Origin of the sequence: Streptomyces sp. ActVer (assembly GCF_027270795.1) — a bacterium.
Lineage (GTDB): Bacteria > Actinomycetota > Actinomycetes > Streptomycetales > Streptomycetaceae > Streptomyces > Streptomyces umbrinus_A.
The window spans coordinates 1-16,548 of record NZ_JAPWHT010000221.1 but is presented as its reverse complement, the minus strand read 5'-3'; the positions used below and the strand labels follow the sequence as shown (position 1 = coordinate 16,548).

Below are 16,548 nucleotides of genomic sequence, written 5' to 3'. Positions count from 1 at the left end.
AGCGTCCTCGCTGATGCGCCTGCCAAGTGTTAGCCCGGCAGGACTTTTTCAAAGGAACCTCCACCCACCACATAATGCGGTGGACGGGGTATCAACATATCTGGCGTTGATTTTTGGCACGCTGTTGAGTTCTCAAGGAACGGACGCTTCCTTTGTACTCACCCTCTCGGGCTTTCCTCCGGGCTTCCCTTCGGTCTTGCGTTTCCGACTCTATCAGACCCTTTCGGGCCGTGATTCCCAGTCGGTGGGATTTGCCTTTTGGCCTCGCGGCCTTTCGACATTCACTACGTTAGCCGATCCCCTCAGCAACTCATAATCGAGTTCCGCAAGCTTGAATTCAGGCATGCAGGCACGCCGAATTCGCCCTCGCTCAGAGGAAGTCGTAGGTAGTGGGTTGGCCGCTTCCGACTGCTGACTGAACGCCGTACCCGGTTCAGCGGCTCGGGCTACATTACGGACCTCCCAGGGGAGAGTCAAGTTCGGTGACGGCGGGGGGTATGGGCCCGATAAGGGCTCACCGTCGGGTCGTTGTCGACCCAGAAGCGCCACGGGTGGACGCCTCCGTCGCCGGACACACCGGTGCGCGGACCGTTGCGTACCTGGTCGGAGGGCACCGGAGTGCCTGCGAGAAGGCTCAGGGGTGAACCCTCGGTGGCGCATGCGTCCGTACCGTCGAGAGCCCGGTCGATCCCCAGGGCCGTGGCCAGGCGGGCCGGGCCTTTGGCCAGTTCTCTGTCATATCGGGCCGAAAGTCGACGTTTGCATGCCAGTTCGGCGCCTTCGGTGATCTCGCCTGCGCGGAGCAGGACCGCGCTCGCCCTGTCCTCCGGGCCGCACACCAGGTTCATGCAGTGCCACATGCCGTAGGTGAAGTAGACGTACACGTACCCGGGCGGACCGAACATCACGCCGTTGCGGGCCGTGCGGCCGCGATAGGCGTGGGAGCCGGGATCGTTCGGACCGTCGTACGCCTCGACCTCCGTGAGGCGGAGTTCGATCGGACCGTCCGGGGTGGTGCGCACGAGCACGCGCCCCAGGAGGTCGGGGGCGACCTCCAGTACGGGTCGGTCGAAGAACTCCCGGGTGAGGGGCGTACGGTCAGGGGCCGCGATCATGGCGTACGAGCGTAGTGCAGAGGTGTGACTGCGTGCGGGGTGGTCAGGGAGCGTGCGTCTTGCCAGGGTGAGTGCGCGGAACCGGACACGGCTGGATCGCGTTTGTATGGATCAAGGATCCGATCCGGACAGAACAACAACGGGGCGTTGCCCGAGGAGGAAAAGACATGGGGTTCAAGCGGCTGCTCGCGAGCCTGGGGGCCGGTGGGGCTTCGGTCGAGACGGTGCTGACCGAGGTCAACGTCGTTCCCGGCGGCGTCGTCCAGGGTGAGGTGCGGATCCAGGGCGGGTCCGTGAACCAGGCGATCGAGGGTCTGTCGGTCGGTCTCCAGGCCCGGGTCGAGGTCGAGGGCCATGACGACCAGGAGTACAAGCAGGACGTCGAGTTCACGAAGCTGCGGCTCGGCGGTGCCTTCGAGCTGCAGGCGGGCGGGGTGCACGCGGTGCCGTTCGGGCTCGAGATCCCGTGGGAGACGCCGATCACGACCATCGCCGGGCAGCCGCTGCGCGGGATGAACGTCGGTGTGACCACGGAGCTGGAGATCGCTCGCGCGGTGGACTCCGGTGACCTGGACCCGATCAGCGTGCACCCACTGCCGGCGCAGCAGGCGCTGCTGGACGCGTTCATCCAGCTGGGCTTCCGCTTCAAGAACGCGGACCTGGAGCGCGGCCACATCCGGGGTACGCGGCAGAAGCTGCCGTTCTACCAGGAGATCGAGTTCTTCCCGCCGCAGCAGTACCGCGGTCTCAACCAGGTCGAACTCAGCTTCGTCGCGGACGACCGTGAGATGGACGTCGTACTGGAGATGGACAAGAAGCCGGGTCTCTTCAGTGAGGGCAGCGACACGTTCCGCTCCTTCAAGGTGGGGCTCAACGACTTCCAGGGGACCGACTGGACCGCCTATCTCAACCAGTGGCTGTCCGAGGTCGGTAGCAAGCGGAACTGGTTCTAGGCTCGGGGCGAGAGTTTCCAAGGATCAGGAACCGATCAGGAGGTGCCGAGGTGACCGAGCCCAAGAGGCCGCCGCTTCCCCATGACTTCCATCCCGTCGTGCCGTCGTTCACGGTCACGAGTGAGGACGTCGAGCCGGGCGCGACGCTGAAGGACGCTCAGGTCTACGCGGCCGGGAACATTTCGCCGCAGCTGCGCTGGGAAGGCTTCCCGCCGGAGACCAAGAGTTTCGCCGTGACGTGCTTCGACCCGGACGCCCCTACGGGGAGCGGCTTCTGGCACTGGGTCGTGTTCGACATTCCGGCCTCGGTGGCGGAACTGCCGACGGGCGCGGGTACGGGGAAGTTCGAGGGCTTGCCCGAGGGCGCCGTGCAGGCGCGCAACGACTACGGGTCGAAGGACTTCGGCGGCGCCGCGCCGCCCGCCGGGGACCCGGCGCACCGGTACGTGTTCACGGTGTACGCGGTGGACCAGGAGAAACTCGGTCCCGACTCGGACGCCTCCCCGGCTGTCGTGGGCTTCAGTCTCCGGTTCCACACGCTGGCGAGGACGCAGATCGTCGCCGAGTACGCGGCTCCCGCGGACAGCTGAGCGTTCACTGAACGTTTGCCCGCCCCTGGTCATGGAATTGATCAGGGGCGGGCATTTTTTATTGCGTTGTCCATCTCGGCGTGCCCGGCCAGAGTTGATCCAAGCCCGCCAGGCGGTGGGCCGGTGCGCATGGGAGGTGGGCTTGATGCGGGACACGCTGGTGCTGAATGCGAGCTTTGAGCCGCTGTCGACGGTGACGTTGAATCGAGCCGTCGTTCTGGTGCTGCAGGACAAGGCCGTTGTCGAGCAGGCCCACCCCGAACTGCGTATGCGCGGAGCCGCGCTCGACATACCGGCGCCCCGGGTGATCAGGCTGTGCCGCTATGTACGGGTGCCGTTCCGAAGACAAGCGCCGTGGTCGAGGCGGGGTGTCCTGGTGCGTGACCGGCACAGGTGCGCGTACTGCGGTCGTCGGGCGACGACCGTGGACCATGTCGTGCCTCGGGCACAGGGTGGTCAGGACTCCTGGCTGAACACGGTTGCCTCGTGCGCGGAGGACAACCATCGCAAGGCCGCGCGGACGCCGGAGCAGGCGGGGATGCCGCTGTTGCGGCAGCCGTTCGAGCCGACGCCTGCCGATGCGATGTTGCTTGCGCTGGGGCGGGATGATCTTGAGGCATTGCCGGAGTGGCTTGCGCAGCCGGCGGCGTAGGCGCTCCGCTGGTTGTGCTGGATCACTGCGGGTTGTTCGTTGGGTGCGGGTGCGTTGTGGCTGGTCGCGCAGTTCCTCGCGCCCCTAAAAGATTGCGCCGTTCCCCGCGCCCCTAAAGGCAAAAAGCGGCTCCTCGTGTCCCTGGTCAGGGACACTAGGAGCCGCTTTCCGTAGTCGGTGTCAGTCCGTGACCGAGGGCTTTTCTCGGCGTTCTGTGGGCGGGGTGGCCTGGCCGCCGCCTCCGCCCATGCCGCCCATCGGGCCGAAGTTGCCCATGGCGCCGCTGAGGCCCTTGAGGGCGTCGCCGATCTCGCTGGGGACGATCCAGAGTTTGTTGGCGTCGCCTTCGGCGATCTTCGGGAGCATCTGGAGGTATTGGTAGGCGAGGAGCTTCTGGTCCGCGTCTCCGGCGTGGATGGACTCGAAGACCGTACGGATGGCCTGGGCCTCGCCCTCGGCGCGCAGTGCGGCGGCCCTTGCCTCACCCTCGGCGCGCAGGATCGCGGACTGCTTCTCACCCTCGGCGGTGAGGATCTGCGACTGGCGGATACCTTCGGCGGTGAGGATCGCGGCGCGCTTGTCACGGTCGGCGCGCATCTGCTTCTCCATCGAGTCCTGGATGGAGGTGGGCGGCTCGATGGCCTTGAGTTCGACGCGGTTGACGCGGATGCCCCACTTGCCGGTGGCCTCGTCGAGGACACCGCGCAGGGCCGCGTTGATCTCCTCGCGGGAGGTCAGGGTCCGCTCCAGGTCCATGCCACCGATGATGTTGCGGAGCGTGGTGACGGTGAGCTGCTCGATCGCCTGGATGTAGCTGGCGACCTCGTAGGTGGCGGCGCGGGCGTCGGTCACCTGGTAGTAGATGACGGTGTCGATGTTCACGACCAGGTTGTCCTGGGTGATCACCGGCTGGGGCGGGAACGGAACGACCTGTTCACGGAGGTCGATGCGGTTGCGGATCGAGTCGATGAACGGGACGACGATGTTGAGGCCGGCGTTGAGCGTGCGCGTGTAGCGGCCGAACCGCTCGACGATGGCCGCGCTGGCCTGTGGGATCACCTGGATGGTCTTGATCAGTGCGATGAAGACCAACACCACCAGAATGATCAGGACGATGATGATCGGTTCCATCGTGGTCCCCGTACCCTTCTCCGCCTAGGTGCTTCCGGAAGATCTTGTGATTGTCGAAGATCTTGCTGGACGAGTGTGTCAGACCACAACTCGCCACGTGCGACGTTCCGTTCACTGGACGCCACAGGAGTCACATGACGATCGCCGTGGCCCCTTCGATCTCCACGACGTCCACTTCTTCGCCTGCTTCGTAGGCGCGTCCGGTGTCGAGGGCGCGCGCGGACCAGACCTCTCCGGCGAGCTTGATCCGGCCACCCGAACCGTCGACTCTCTCCAGGACGAGGGCCTGTTTGCCCTTCAAGGCGTCGATGCCTGTGGCGAGTTGGGGCCGCTGGGAGCGATGTCGGGTGGCGACGGGGCGTACGACCGCGATGAGCGCGACCGAGACGGCGGCGAAGACCACCACCTGGAGGACCACACCGCCTCCGAGTCCCGCGGTCACGGCGCCCGCGACGGCGCCGACGGCGAGCATTCCGAACTCCGGCATCGCGGTCACGACGAGCGGGATTCCGAGCCCGACCGCGCCGATCAGCCACCACACCCATGCGTCGATGTCGTCCACGTGGTCATGGTAGGTCCGCGGGTCCTGTCCCCGACAGGGCGCCGATCAAGTTGAGGCAGGTGTTCCTGGTTGTCAGGACAGGGGCAGGCCCTGCGCGGTCCAGCGCTCACCGACCTGTTCGACGACGAGCGGGAGGCCGAAGCACAACGACAGGTTGCGCGAGGTGAGTTCGAGCTCCAGGGGGCCGGCGGCGAGCACCTTGCCCTGACGGATCATCAGGACGTGGGTGAAGCCCGGGGCGATCTCCTCGACGTGGTGCGTGACCATGAGCATGGAGGGGGCAATCGGGTCGCGGGCGAGGCGGCCGAGGCGGCGTACGAGGTCCTCGCGGCCGCCGAGGTCGAGACCGGCGGCGGGTTCGTCGAGGAGGAGGAGCTCGGGGTCGGTCATCAGCGCGCGGGCGATGAGGGTGCGCTTGCGCTCGCCCTCGGAGAGCGTGCCGAACTTTCGGTCCACGAACTCGGTCATGCCGAGGCGGTCGAGGAAGGCGCGGGCGCGCTGCTCGTCGACGTCCTCGTAGTCCTCGTGCCAGCCGGCGGTCATGCCGTACGCGGCGGTCAGGACGGTCTGCAGGACGGTCTGGCGCTTGGGGAGCTTCTCCGCCATGGCGATGCCGGCCATGCCGATGCGCGGGCGCAGCTCGAAGACGTCGACCTTGCCGAGGGTCTCGCCGAGGATGGTGGCGGTGCCCTGGCTGGGGTAGAGGTAGCTGGAGGCGAGGTTCAGAAGGGTCGTTTTTCCGGCGCCGTTGGGACCGAGGATGACCCAGCGCTCGCCTTCCTTGACCGACCAGGAGACCTGGTCCACCAGAGCCCGGCCCTCTCGGACCACGGATACGTCCTCAAGCTCCAGAACATCGCTCATGAGCGCGCTGTCTCCCATTGCAGTCTCGGCCGTCGCTGACGTCTGTGGACGCAGCCCCCAGGGAAAACCTACGCCACCGGTCGACCCGTCCAATCCATCGGCCGGTCCTTAGGGTGGGAGCCATGCATTCGGAACCACGCTCAGGACGACTGGCGGCATGGGGAAATGCCCTGTTGGCCGGTTTTGCCTCTCCGGACGACGCGGTCGTCGCCATCGTCGGCGAGGACGCGGTGCATCGGGTGGAGGGGCTGCCCGGTGAGACCGCGCCCGTCGGACTCACCCTTGCCCTGGGGCGGCTGCGCGCGCTCGGGGTGACCGGTCTGCGGGTCGCACTGCCCGCGCCCGGGCATCCGCTCGGGCTGAGCGGACCGCCCGACTTCAACGCCCGCGCCCTCGATGCCGAGGAGGCGGTGATCTGTCACGGGGCCGCGCTGGGGCTCGTACCGGAGGTGTACGAGGCCGGGCCCGAGGGCGATGTGCATGTGGAGGTCGTCTGGCACTGTCTGCCCGTGCGGGAGGCGCCGCCGGCCGATGTGCCGTCCCTCGGCGAGGCGGAGCGGGAGCTCGCTGAGGCGCTGCGCGATGCCACGGAGATGTTGTCGCGGCTCGATGTCGCCGGGTCGGGTCCGGTCGCCGCGGCGGCGATCGACGCGTACCGGGCTCGGGCGGAGCGGGGTCGTGAGGTGCTCGCCCCCGGGTATCCGCCGCGTGCGGTACGGGTGTTGGAGCTGGCCCAGCGGGTCGGGCTGCTCATCTCCGTCGCCTTCGAGAACGGGCACGGTGGGGCGGTGAGCGCGTCCGAGATGGCCGCGCGCTCCGAGGCGTTGCGGCCGGTCGAGCGGACGGCTCGGCGGGCTCAGGTGGCGGCGTTCAACGCGTTTGTGGAGGAGCGGGAGCGGGGGGTTCGTTGAGCTGCGCCCACTGACTCGGCGGGGAGTGCTGTTCGGCGGCTGCGGGTTCGTTGTGGCTGGTCGCGCCCCGCGGCGGAGCCGCAAATGTCAGAGCCCCGCGCCCCTAAAAGGCGGGCCCGTTCTTTAGGGGCGCGGCGAACTGCGCGCTCAGCCACGAACCACTCGCGCTGTGCCCACCGACGGCAGACGCCCCCAGGGCGCGGGGACCTGCGCGACCAGCCACAGGCGAACCGCAGGTATCGGGTGAGCCGAAAGCCGGACCGGCCCCCCAGGGTTGCCTGGAAGGCCGGTGGTCAGTGGTGACCCGAGGTGCGAACGTCAGCCGTTGAAGCCGTCGTTGCCGAACGCCGGGTTCAGGATGCCGACAACGTTCACGGTGTTGCCGACCGCGTTCACCGGGATGGCGACGGGGACCTGGACGAGGTTGCCCGAGGCGACGCCCGGCGAGCCGACGGCCTTGCCGCCCGCGTGCGCACCATCGGTGGCGGAGGCGAAACCGGCACCGGCGGCAACCAGGCCACCGGCCACCATCGTGACGGCTGCGGCCTTCTTCAGGTTCTTCACTTCTTGAGCCCTCTCCTTGTGAACCACTGCGGCAAAGCGCCGCAGCACGCACTGAAGAACGGTGGAGATCCAGGAAGGATGCGCCATCCGGGGGACATTCCCACGACGGTATGAATCTCAGTCCGGAACGGAACCCTCCGTGTTGCCGTCCGTAGTGCTGTCCGGAAGACCGCCGCCGGGCGGATCAGCAGGTCATCAGCCGGTCACACCATGACGTACGGCCCACAGGGCGGCCTGTGTTCGGTCGGCGAGGTCGAGTTTCATCAGGATGTTCGAGACGTGCGTCTTGACGGTCTTCTCGGAGAGAACGAGGGCGCGGGCGATCTCGCGGTTGGAGCGGCCGTCGGCGATCAGGCCGAGCACCTCGCGCTCCCGTTCCGTCAGTGAATTGCCTCTCCCCTGCCCGTAGTTGGTCTCCTCCTGGGACAGCAGCGCGCCGGCCACCTCGGGCTGGAGCAGGATGTGCCCGGCGTGGACCGAGCGGATGGCTCCGGCGAGGGCGTCGGGGTCCACGTCCTTGTAGACGTACCCGGCGGCGCCCGCGCGCAGGGCCGGGATCACCGTGCGCTGCTCGGTGAAGCTGGTGACGATGAGCACGCGCGCGGGGTTGTCGAGTTCGCGGAGCTTGCGCAGGGCCTCCACGCCGTCCATGCCCGGCATCTTGACGTCCATGAGGACGACGTCGGGCTTCAACTCCTCGGCGCGGGCGACTCCTTCGGCGCCGTCGGACGCCTCTCCCACGACCTCGATGTCGTCCTGTACTTCGAGGAAGGTGCGCAGGCCCCGGCGGACCACTTGGTGGTCGTCGACGAGCAGCACCTTGATTGCGTCAGCCACCAGGGACCTCCATCTCGATCGTGGTGCCCTTTCCGGGCGCCGATTCCACGGTGAGCGTGCCTGCGACGCCGTTGGTCCGGTCGCGCATGGACACCAGGCCGAGGTGGCGTCCCGCGCGGCGCGTCGCCCTGGGTTCGAATCCGCTGCCGTCGTCGGTGACGCGCAGGACGGCGCCGGGTCCGTGCCGCTCCAGGGTGACGTCGACGCGGGCGGCGCCGGAGTGCCGCAGCGCGTTGTGCAGCGCTTCCTGGGCGACGCGCAGCATGGCCTCCTCCTGGGCCGCGGGCAGTGCGCGGACACCGCGGCTGTCGAAGGTCACGCGCGCGGAGTGGGCGCGGTCGAGGACCTGTATCTGAGTGCGCAGCGTGGCGACCAGTCCGTCCTCGTCGAGTGCCGCGGGGCGCAACTCGACGACGGCCGCGCGCAGTTCGTCGGCGGCCTCGGCGGCGAGGGCGGCCACCTGCTGGAGTTCGCCCTTGGCGCGGGCCGGGTCGCGGTCGACCAGGGCGGCGGCGGCCTGGGCGGTGAGGCGCAGGGAGAACAGCTTCTGGCTGACGGCGTCGTGCAGTTCGTGGGCGAGGCGGGAGCGCTCCTCGACGATGGTGAGTTCGCGGCTGCGCTCGTACAGCCGGGCGTTTGTGAGGGCGATCGCGGCGTGCTGCGCGAGGATCGTCAGGAGTTCCTCGTCGTCCTGGGTGAAGCCGCAACCGCCTTCCGGCTTGGGGCCCTGAGAGTGTGGGGGGCTTCCCTCCGCAGGACGCAGCTTGTTCGCCAGGAACAGGGCGCCCATGATCTCGTCGCCGTCGCGGATGGGCAGGCCCAGGAAGTCGGACATGTCGGGGTGGGCGGAGGGCCAGCCCTCGAAGCGGGGGTCCTCGCGCACGTCTGCGAGGCGCTCGGGGCGGGCCTCGTGCAGCATCGCGGCGAGGATGCCGTGCTGGCGCGGGAGCGGGCCGATGGCCTTCCACTGGGCGTCGCTGACGCCGTCGACGACGAACTGGGCGAAGCCGCCGTGGTCGTCGGGGACCCCCAGCGCCGCGTACTCCGCGTCGAGCAGTTCGCGGGCCGAGGCGACGATCGTCTTGAGGACGTCGCGCACCTCCAGGTGGCGGCTCATGGCCAGCAGCGCGGTGCTCACCGCGGACAGGCCCGACCGGGGTCCTTTGCTCATGACCTCACGGTACCGGCGGGGTGTGACAGTGCGTATCCGACCTGTGGCGGCCCTCCCTGGGCCGCTGGGCCTAGGGCGAAGGGCCCCTCCGCATTGCGGCCCGCGCACGAGGCGGCCGGGGCGGTCCGGTTCCTACGTTGGAGGCACTCGCCGGGAGCGGCGGCCATGGGACGAGGGGACGGAAGTCATGCCGGTAGCGATCATCACGGGGGCTTCGAAGGGGCTGGGGCGCGCGCTCGCCGAGGCCCTGGCGGAGCGCGGCTGGGATCTGGTGCTCGACGCCAGAACGGCGGGAGTCCTCCAGGAGACGGCCGCCGCCCTCGCCAAGTACGGGACAGGGGTCGAGGCGCTGCCAGGGGACGTCACGGACGGTGCCCACCGGGCCGGTCTGGTGGCGGCGGCGCGGGGGCTCGGCGGCGTCGATCTCCTGGTGAACAACGCGAGCGCGCTGGGCGCCGAACCTCTCGTACGTCTCGACGCGCTGGACCTGGACGGGCTGCGGCGGGCCCTGGAGGTCAACGTGGTCGCGGCGCTCGGTCTGATCCAGGAGGCGCTGCCGCTGCTGCGGGAGTCCCCTGCGGGTGCGGTGATCGATGTCAGCTCGGACGCCGCGGCCGAGGCGTACGAGACCTGGGGCGGCTACGGGGCCTCGAAGGCGGCGCTGGACCATCTGTCGGCGGTGCTCGGGGAGGAGGAGCCCGGACTGCGGGTCTGGGCGGTCGACCCGGGCGACATGGGCACCGATCTGTACGCGGCGGCCGTGCCGGACGACGGGGATCCCCGGCCGGATCCGGTCAGTGTCGTGCCGGCCTTTCTGCGGCTGCTCGAGAAGCGTCCGGCGAGCGGGCGCTACGGGGCACCGGCGCTGCTGGAGCAGCGATGACGACGGCCCTTCGGGTGCCGGAGGAACTGTCGGCCCGGGTGCCCGCCGAGCAGCGGGGCCAGGGGCTCGACCGTGACGCGGTGCGGTTGCTCGTCTCGCGCGGTACGGAAGTGTCGCATCACGGGTTCGCGGAGCTGCCTGGTCTGCTGAGAGCGGGGGACCTGCTCATCGTGAACACGTCACCGACGCTGGCGGCCGCGGTGGACGGGCGGATCGGGCACGCGCGCGTGGTGGTGCATTTCTCCACGCGGGGCGACGACGGGCGCTGGGCCGTGGAGGTGCGCGATCCCGACGGAAGGGGCACCACGCGCGCGCGTGCGGGTGGGCCCGCGGGGACAGAGGTGCGTCTCCCCGGCGACGTACGGCTCGTCCTGGAGGAGCCCCTCACGGAGCGCAGCCCGCGGCTGTGGTGGGGGCGGGCGTCGGAACCGGGTGGAAAGGTGCCGGAGCCGGGCGGTCCGGGGCCGGAGGCCGACGTCCTGGGGCTGCTGGGCCGGCACGGGCGGCCCATTCGTTACTCCTATACGGAGCGGGACCAGCCGCTGTCCGCGTACCAGACGGTGTTCGCGCTGCCGTCCGCCGACGGGGCGGGCAGTGCGGAGATGCCGAGCGCGGCGCGGCCCTTCACCGCTCGGCTGGTGGCGGCGCTGGTGAGCCGTGGCGTGCAGTTCGCGCCGGTCACGCTGCACACCGGGGTCGCCTCGGCCGAGGCGCACGAGCCGCCGTACCCGGAGCGCTTCGCGGTGCCGGAGACCTCGGCGCGGCTGATCAACGCGGCCGGGGCGGGAGACGGCAGGGTCGTCGCGGTGGGGACGACGGCCGTACGGGCGGTGGAGTCGGCGACCGGTGCCGACGGGGTGGTGCGGGCGACGCAGGGCTGGACCGATCTCGTGGTGACCCCGGAGCGCGGGGTGCGGGTCGTCGACGGGCTGCTGACCGGGCTGCACGAGCCCGAGGCCTCGCATCTGCTGATGCTGGAGGCGGTCGCCGGGCGGGCCGCCATCGACCGCGGGTACGACGCAGCGCTGCGGGGGCGCTACCTGTGGCACGAGTTCGGCGACGTGCACCTCATCCTCCCGGAGGAAGATCCTCACACAGAGCATTGCTCCAGCAACTGCTGGTGAGGCCGGACCGGGGCCGGTGTGAGCCCGCGCATAGGACGCACATCACGTACGAAGGGACCTAGGAGACAAACAGACTCGGCATGAGCGGGGCAGACGTGTCAGTCTGCCCCGATTTGCCCTTCCTGGCTCCACTACCCGGGTTCGTACGTCACACCTTTGCCACAGGAAATTGCGACCGCTAAGAATGGCCATCGGTCGCTCGGCGGCGCGGGTTCTTACCCACGGCGCTTGTCCCGGAAACACCTTTGTCCCCATCGGGCCGAGAGCGACCTCCGCGCTATTCGAAGAGGTCCATCAGCCATGCCCAAGCAGCAGAACACTCCTGGTCATAGCCGCACGCTGACCAAGACCCACAAGCTCTCCCTCGCCGGTGTCGCCACGCTGGGCGCCGCCGCCCTCGCGTTCTCGCTCGTGCCGGGGAACACCCAGCAGGCCAGCGCCGACTCGGTCGCCGCCGCTCCGGTCGCCTTCTCCGCCGAGCAGCTCAAGCCCGCCACGGCCGGTCTCAGCGGACAGCTGGCCGACGCCCAGGCCGCGGCCGCGAAGAAGAAGGCCGCCGACGCCGCGGCCGCCAAGAAGGCCGCGGAGGCCGCCGAGAAGAAGAAGGCCGAGGACGCCCGCAAGGCGAAGGAGGCCGCGAGCCGGTCCGCCAAGCGTGCCGCCGTCAAGCCTGCCGCGAAGACCTACGCGAACAACCTGGACGGCTGGATACGCCAGTCGCTGGACATCATGAAGAAGCGCGGCATCCCGGGCACGTACGACGGCCTGCACCGCAACATCATCCGGGAGTCCGCGGGCGACCCCAACGCCATCAACAACTGGGACATCAACGCGATCAACGGTGTCCCGTCCATCGGTCTGCTGCAGGTCATCAAGCCGACCTTCGACGCGTACCACGTCGCCGGCACGCCCAAGAGCCAGTACGACCCGGTCGCCAACATCACCGCCGCCGCCAACTACGCGGCCGACCGGTACGGCTCGATCGACAACGTCAACAGCGCGTACTGAGGTTTGCGCGGACCTCTGACACGTACGCCGAAAGGGCGGCACCCCCAACGGGGCGCCGCCCTTCGCGTGTCTCTTCTGAACGGTCCGGCTACTTGCGCATGACCTCGGGCTCGTGGCGGCGCAGGAAGCGCGCCACGAGGAAGGCGCAGACGGCGGCGAGCGCGAAGAGCGCGGCCATGTCCAGTGCCCAGGTCAGCGCCTCGTGGTCCCAGAGCGGGTCCGAGTCGGCCGTGTTGTGCGGGTTGATCTTGTTGAAGTCGAGCGTGGTGCCGGCGGCGCCGACCGCCCAGCGCGACGGCATCAGATACGAGAACTCGTTGACGCCCAGGGCCCCGGCCAGCGGGAACAGGCAGCCGGTGAAGACGACCTGGATGATCGCGAACATGACCAGCAGCGGCATGGTCTTCTCGGCGGTCTTCACCAGCGAGGAGATGACAAGGCCGAACATCATCGAGGTGAAGCCCAGCGCCATGATCGGCAGGGACAGCTCGACCGCGACCGCGCCACCGAGGATCAGGCCCTCGTCGGGGATCGTCCGGCTCATGAAGCCGATCGCGCCGACCAGCGCACCCTGGAGCATGGTGATCACGCCCAGGACGATCACCTTGGACATCAGATACGCGGAGCGCGACAGACCGGTCGCGCGCTCCCGCTCGTAGATGACCCGTTCCTTGATCAGCTCACGGACCGAGTTGGCCGCGCCCGCGAAGCAGGCGCCGACCGCGAGGATCAGCAGCACCGTGGCGGCCGTGCTGTTCGGGATGGGCAGGCCGTTCGGCCCCAGCTGCTTGTTCACCAGCAGCGTCTTGTCGGGCTCGATGAGCAGGCTCACCGCGCCGAGCACGGCCGGCAGGATGACCGTCAGCGCCAGGAAGCCCTTGTCGGACGCGATCACCGACGTGTAGCGGCGGATCAGGGTCATCAGCTGTGAGCCCCAGCCCTGCGGCTTGGGCGGGCGCATCGCCTGGGCGGACGGCATGTCTACGGACTGCGGAGCCACCGCGTCGATGTCCGCGGCGTACATCTGGTAGTGCTGCGAGCCCTTCCAGCGGCCCGCCCAGTCGTAGTCGCGGTAGTTCTCGAAAGCGGAGAAGACATCGGCCCAGGTGTCGTAGCCGAAGAAGTTCAGAGCCTCCTCGGGCGGACCGAAATAGGCCACCGAACCGCCGGGCGCCATGACCAGAAGCTTGTCGCAGATGGCCAGCTCGGCCACCGAGTGCGTGACGACGAGGACCGTACGGCCGTCGTCGGCGAGGCCGCGCAGCAGCTGCATGACGTCGCGGTCCATGCCCGGGTCGAGGCCGGAGGTCGGCTCGTCCAGGAAGATCAGCGACGGCTTGGTCAGCAGCTCCAGGGCCACCGAGACGCGCTTGCGCTGGCCACCGGAGAGGGAGGTGACCTTCTTCTCCTTGTGGATGTCGAGCTTGAGCTCGCGCAGCACCTCGTCGATACGGGCGTCGCGCTCCTGCGTCGTGGTGTCCGCGGGGAAGCGCAGTTTGGCCGCGTACTTGAGGGCCTTCTTGACGGTCAGTTCCTTGTGCAGGATGTCGTCCTGCGGGACCAGACCGATGCGCTGACGCAGCTCGGCGAACTGCTTGTAGAGGTTCCGGTTGTCGTACAGGACGTCACCCTGGTTGGCGGGGCGGTAGCCCGTGAGCGCCTTCAGGAGCGTCGACTTGCCGGAACCGGACGGGCCGATGACCGCGATGAGCGACTTCTCCGGGACACCGAAGGAGACGTCCTTGAGGATCTGCTTGCCGCCGTCGACCGTCACCGTCAGATGGCGGGCCGAGAACGAGACCTCACCGGTGTCGACGAACTCTTCCAGCCGGTCGCCGACCAGGCGGAACGTCGAGTGGCCGACGCCGACGATGTCGTTCGGGCCGAGCAGCGCGGAGCCACCCTTGGCGATCGGCATGCCGTTGACGTACGTGCCGTTGTGCGAGCCGAGGTCGCGGATCTCGTAGCGGCCGTCCGGCGTGGCGTGGAACTCCGCGTGGTGACGCGAGACCTGCAGGTCGGAGACGACCAGCTCGTTCTCCAGGGCACGGCCGATGCGCATGACACGGCCGAGCGAGAACTGGTGGAACGTCGTGGGGCTGCGGTCGCCGTAGACCGGCGGCGCCCCCGCGCCCCCACCGGGTCCTTGCTGCGGCGGAATGTGCGCGCCCTGCTGCGGCTGCTGCCAGCCCTGCTCCGGTGCGTGCTGCTGCGGCTGCGGAGCCTGCTGGGCCCAGCCGGCCGCGGGCGCGCCCTGCGCGGCGTACGGCTGCTGCTGGGGCTGTGCCTGCGGTGCGGCCGCGTTGCCCCCCAGGCTCAGCCGCGGTCCGTCGGTCGCGTTCCCGAGGTGCACGGCCGAGCCGGGGCCGATCTCCATCTGATGGATCCGCTGCCCCTGCACGAATGTGCCGTTGGTGCTGCCGTGGTCCTCGATGACCCAACTGCGGCCGCCCCAGCTGATCGTGGCGTGACGCCAGGAGACCCTGGCGTCGTCGAGCACGATGTCCCCCTGCGGATCACGTCCGAGGGTGTATGGCCTGGACGCATCGAGCGTCCAGGTCCGTCCATTCAATTCCAGTACGAGTTCCGGCACTCCATGCCCCACTGAGTTGTCCCCCGAAGTTCCCCCATCACAGGGAGTCTAGGGATGTCGAACATCGTGGGGAACTATTTCAGTAGGACCCCCTTGACCGAAAGTCGGGCCTTGTGAAGACCGCGTACGGGCGGCTTGTCCGTTTCCGTTGACTGGGTTGAAACCGGCCCGGAGAGTGGTAATCCCACGCGAGGGGGACACCGCGGTGGAACCATCGCGGCGCGGAGTCGGGGGGCTGACGATGAGCGACGGAACCGTGGGACACGGCAGGCGTGTGCCGTGGGGTGATGTGCTGCTGTCCTCGATAGCCGCCGTGAGCTGGGCGTTGATCGGCATGGCCGGCGTGGCGGCGCTGGGGCTGCATCTGCTCGGCGCGGACGCGTCCGGCTCGCTCGGGACGATGACCGCGGCGGTTGTGGCGCTCGGGGCGGGTGGGTCGGTGACACCGTCCGGCGACGTGTCGGCTTTCGGTCTTGAGGGCGCGCAGGCCGACACCGCCCTCCAGATCACGCCACTGGGCGTGAGCCTGGTGGGTGCGCTGCTGCTGTCCTGGTTCTTCTTACGGTCACTGCGCCGGGCAGGCGTTGTGATCGAGCCGGCCGAACTGTTCGCGCGCGCGGGCGCCGTGGCGGCGCTCTTCGTGGCGATGCTCGGCGGTCTCGCCTGGGCGGGGCACGACGTCATCACCATCGACGGCGGCTCGCTGGGGCTGGATTCACTGCCGGGCGGCGGGCTGCCCGACGAGGTTGACGTGCCCGGTCTTGGCGACATCGGCGGACTGCTGCCCGACCGGCTCGGGGATCTCGCGGACGCGAACGCCAAGGTGGGCTTCACGGTCGAGACCGTGCCGACGCTGCTGGGCGGCCTGGGCTGGGTGCTCGGCGTCCTGGCGATCGCCCTGCTGGCCTCGCGCCGGACTCCGCTGCCGCGTGGCCTGTCCGCGGTGCACCGCCTGGTGCGTCCTGCCGCGTCCGCTCTGGTCACGGTGTTGCTGGTGGCGGTCCTCGCCGGGCTCTCGGCCGCTGCGTACGCGGCCATCGGTGACGACAATCCGAAACGGATCGCGGGCGCCGCGCTGGTAGGGGCGCCCAACGGGGTGTGGCTCGGCATCCCGATCGGGCTCTTCGTGCCGTGGGACGGAAGCGCGTCGGGACCGCTCGTCCAGTTCCTGCCCGACCCCCTGGACAAGCTGCTGAGCGCTTCCGACGACCAGTCCGTCTCGCTCGGGCGGCTGGCCGAACTGGACAGCCGGGTCTGGCTGTTGGGGGTCGCGGCGGCGCTGATGATGCTCTACGCGGGCGTGCTGACCGCGGTGCGCACCCCGTTCGTACGGGAGCGGGGTGTCCTCGGTTTCGCCGGGCGCTGCGCGCTGCGGCTGGGGGTCGTGACCGCGCTCGCGATGCCGTTGCTCGCCTGGCTGACGGACGTGTCCGTGGACGCCTCGATGGCCGTGCTGGGCATCGACGCGTTCGACGCGGGGATAGAGCTGCACGGGCAGCTGGGCATGGCACTGCTGCTCGGGGCGCTGTGGGGCGCGGGCGCGGGGACGGTGGGGGCCCTGCTGGCCTGCGCCACCGGGGCCGCCGGCCG

General features: G+C 69.2%; 16 protein-coding genes. 8 read left to right on the top strand and 8 right to left on the bottom strand.

What is annotated here, in order from left to right; all coding sequences use genetic code 11:
- Window positions 1–473: 473 nt before the first annotated feature.
- A complete protein-coding gene (locus O3Q52_RS30505; RefSeq protein ID WP_269651919.1) occupies window positions 474–1,115 on the bottom strand; it encodes a DNA-3-methyladenine glycosylase in 642 nt (213 codons plus the stop codon).
- A 167-nt stretch (window positions 1,116–1,282) separates the two neighbouring features.
- Here O3Q52_RS30505 and O3Q52_RS30500 point away from each other — a divergent pair, with 167 nt between their 5' ends.
- The 3 genes from O3Q52_RS30500 (at window position 1,283) to O3Q52_RS30490 (ending at window position 3,310) form a co-directional block, all read left to right on the top strand.
- A complete protein-coding gene (locus O3Q52_RS30500) occupies window positions 1,283–2,068 on the top strand; it encodes a sporulation protein (protein ID WP_269651918.1) in 786 nt (261 codons plus the stop codon).
- Between the two features lie 50 nt (window positions 2,069–2,118).
- Entirely contained in the window at window positions 2,119–2,658 is a 540-nt protein-coding gene (locus tag O3Q52_RS30495; protein ID WP_269651917.1) for a YbhB/YbcL family Raf kinase inhibitor-like protein, read from the top strand.
- 145 nt (window positions 2,659–2,803) lie between these two features.
- Window positions 2,804–3,310: an HNH endonuclease gene (locus O3Q52_RS30490; protein ID WP_200399165.1), complete on the top strand. Its 507-nt coding sequence runs from the start codon at window positions 2,804–2,806 to the stop codon at window positions 3,308–3,310.
- 180 nt (window positions 3,311–3,490) lie between these two features.
- Here O3Q52_RS30490 and O3Q52_RS30485 read toward each other — a convergent pair whose 3' ends face one another.
- The 3 genes from O3Q52_RS30485 to O3Q52_RS30475 all read right to left on the bottom strand — a co-directional run bounded on the left by O3Q52_RS30485 (window position 3,491) and on the right by O3Q52_RS30475 (window position 5,867).
- On the bottom strand, window positions 3,491–4,441 hold the full coding sequence (locus O3Q52_RS30485) for an SPFH domain-containing protein (RefSeq protein WP_269651916.1): 951 nt from the start codon (window positions 4,439–4,441) through the stop codon (window positions 3,491–3,493).
- A gap of 130 nt (window positions 4,442–4,571) precedes the next feature.
- Window positions 4,572–5,003, bottom strand: coding sequence for an NfeD family protein (locus tag O3Q52_RS30480; RefSeq protein WP_269651915.1), 432 nt, complete (start codon window positions 5,001–5,003; stop codon window positions 4,572–4,574).
- A 72-nt stretch (window positions 5,004–5,075) separates the two neighbouring features.
- Window positions 5,076–5,867: an ABC transporter ATP-binding protein gene (locus O3Q52_RS30475; protein ID WP_143636951.1), complete on the bottom strand. Its 792-nt coding sequence runs from the start codon at window positions 5,865–5,867 to the stop codon at window positions 5,076–5,078.
- 122 nt (window positions 5,868–5,989) lie between these two features.
- On the opposite strand from O3Q52_RS30475, the gene O3Q52_RS30470 reads away from it, so the two are divergent.
- The gene (locus O3Q52_RS30470) at window positions 5,990–6,778 is read left to right on the top strand and encodes a hypothetical protein (protein WP_269651914.1); all 789 of its coding nucleotides are present in this window, start codon (window positions 5,990–5,992) and stop codon (window positions 6,776–6,778) included.
- A gap of 318 nt (window positions 6,779–7,096) precedes the next feature.
- Here the strand turns inward: O3Q52_RS30470 and chpE are convergent, their stop codons facing one another.
- From chpE to O3Q52_RS30455, 3 genes are all read right to left on the bottom strand, one after another.
- On the bottom strand, window positions 7,097–7,342 hold the full coding sequence (gene chpE, locus O3Q52_RS30465) for a chaplin ChpE (protein ID WP_055615420.1): 246 nt from the start codon (window positions 7,340–7,342) through the stop codon (window positions 7,097–7,099).
- A 195-nt stretch (window positions 7,343–7,537) separates the two neighbouring features.
- Window positions 7,538–8,179, bottom strand: a complete 642-nt coding sequence (locus tag O3Q52_RS30460) for a response regulator transcription factor (RefSeq protein ID WP_269651913.1) — start codon at window positions 8,177–8,179, stop codon at window positions 7,538–7,540.
- Window positions 8,172–9,350: a GAF domain-containing sensor histidine kinase gene (locus O3Q52_RS30455; protein WP_269651912.1), complete on the bottom strand. Its 1,179-nt coding sequence runs from the start codon at window positions 9,348–9,350 to the stop codon at window positions 8,172–8,174. Before O3Q52_RS30455 ends, O3Q52_RS30460 begins: the two co-directional genes overlap by 8 nt.
- A gap of 187 nt (window positions 9,351–9,537) precedes the next feature.
- On the opposite strand from O3Q52_RS30455, the gene O3Q52_RS30450 reads away from it, so the two are divergent.
- The 3 genes from O3Q52_RS30450 to O3Q52_RS30440 all read left to right on the top strand — a co-directional run bounded on the left by O3Q52_RS30450 (window position 9,538) and on the right by O3Q52_RS30440 (window position 12,365).
- Entirely contained in the window at window positions 9,538–10,233 is a 696-nt protein-coding gene (locus O3Q52_RS30450; protein ID WP_269651911.1) for an SDR family oxidoreductase, read from the top strand.
- Window positions 10,230–11,357, top strand: coding sequence for an S-adenosylmethionine:tRNA ribosyltransferase-isomerase (locus O3Q52_RS30445; protein WP_269651910.1), 1,128 nt, complete (start codon window positions 10,230–10,232; stop codon window positions 11,355–11,357). The genes O3Q52_RS30450 and O3Q52_RS30445 overlap by 4 nt, the downstream gene beginning before the upstream one ends.
- A gap of 300 nt (window positions 11,358–11,657) precedes the next feature.
- The gene (locus tag O3Q52_RS30440) at window positions 11,658–12,365 is read left to right on the top strand and encodes a transglycosylase SLT domain-containing protein (protein ID WP_269651909.1); all 708 of its coding nucleotides are present in this window, start codon (window positions 11,658–11,660) and stop codon (window positions 12,363–12,365) included.
- A gap of 88 nt (window positions 12,366–12,453) precedes the next feature.
- On the opposite strand, the gene O3Q52_RS30435 is transcribed toward O3Q52_RS30440, so the two are convergent.
- Entirely contained in the window at window positions 12,454–14,958 is a 2,505-nt protein-coding gene (locus O3Q52_RS30435; protein ID WP_269651920.1) for an FHA domain-containing protein, read from the bottom strand.
- A 241-nt stretch (window positions 14,959–15,199) separates the two neighbouring features.
- Here O3Q52_RS30435 and O3Q52_RS30430 point away from each other — a divergent pair.
- The coding region (locus tag O3Q52_RS30430; protein WP_269651908.1) for a streptophobe family protein at window positions 15,200–16,548 on the top strand (1,349 nt) is incomplete at its 3' end.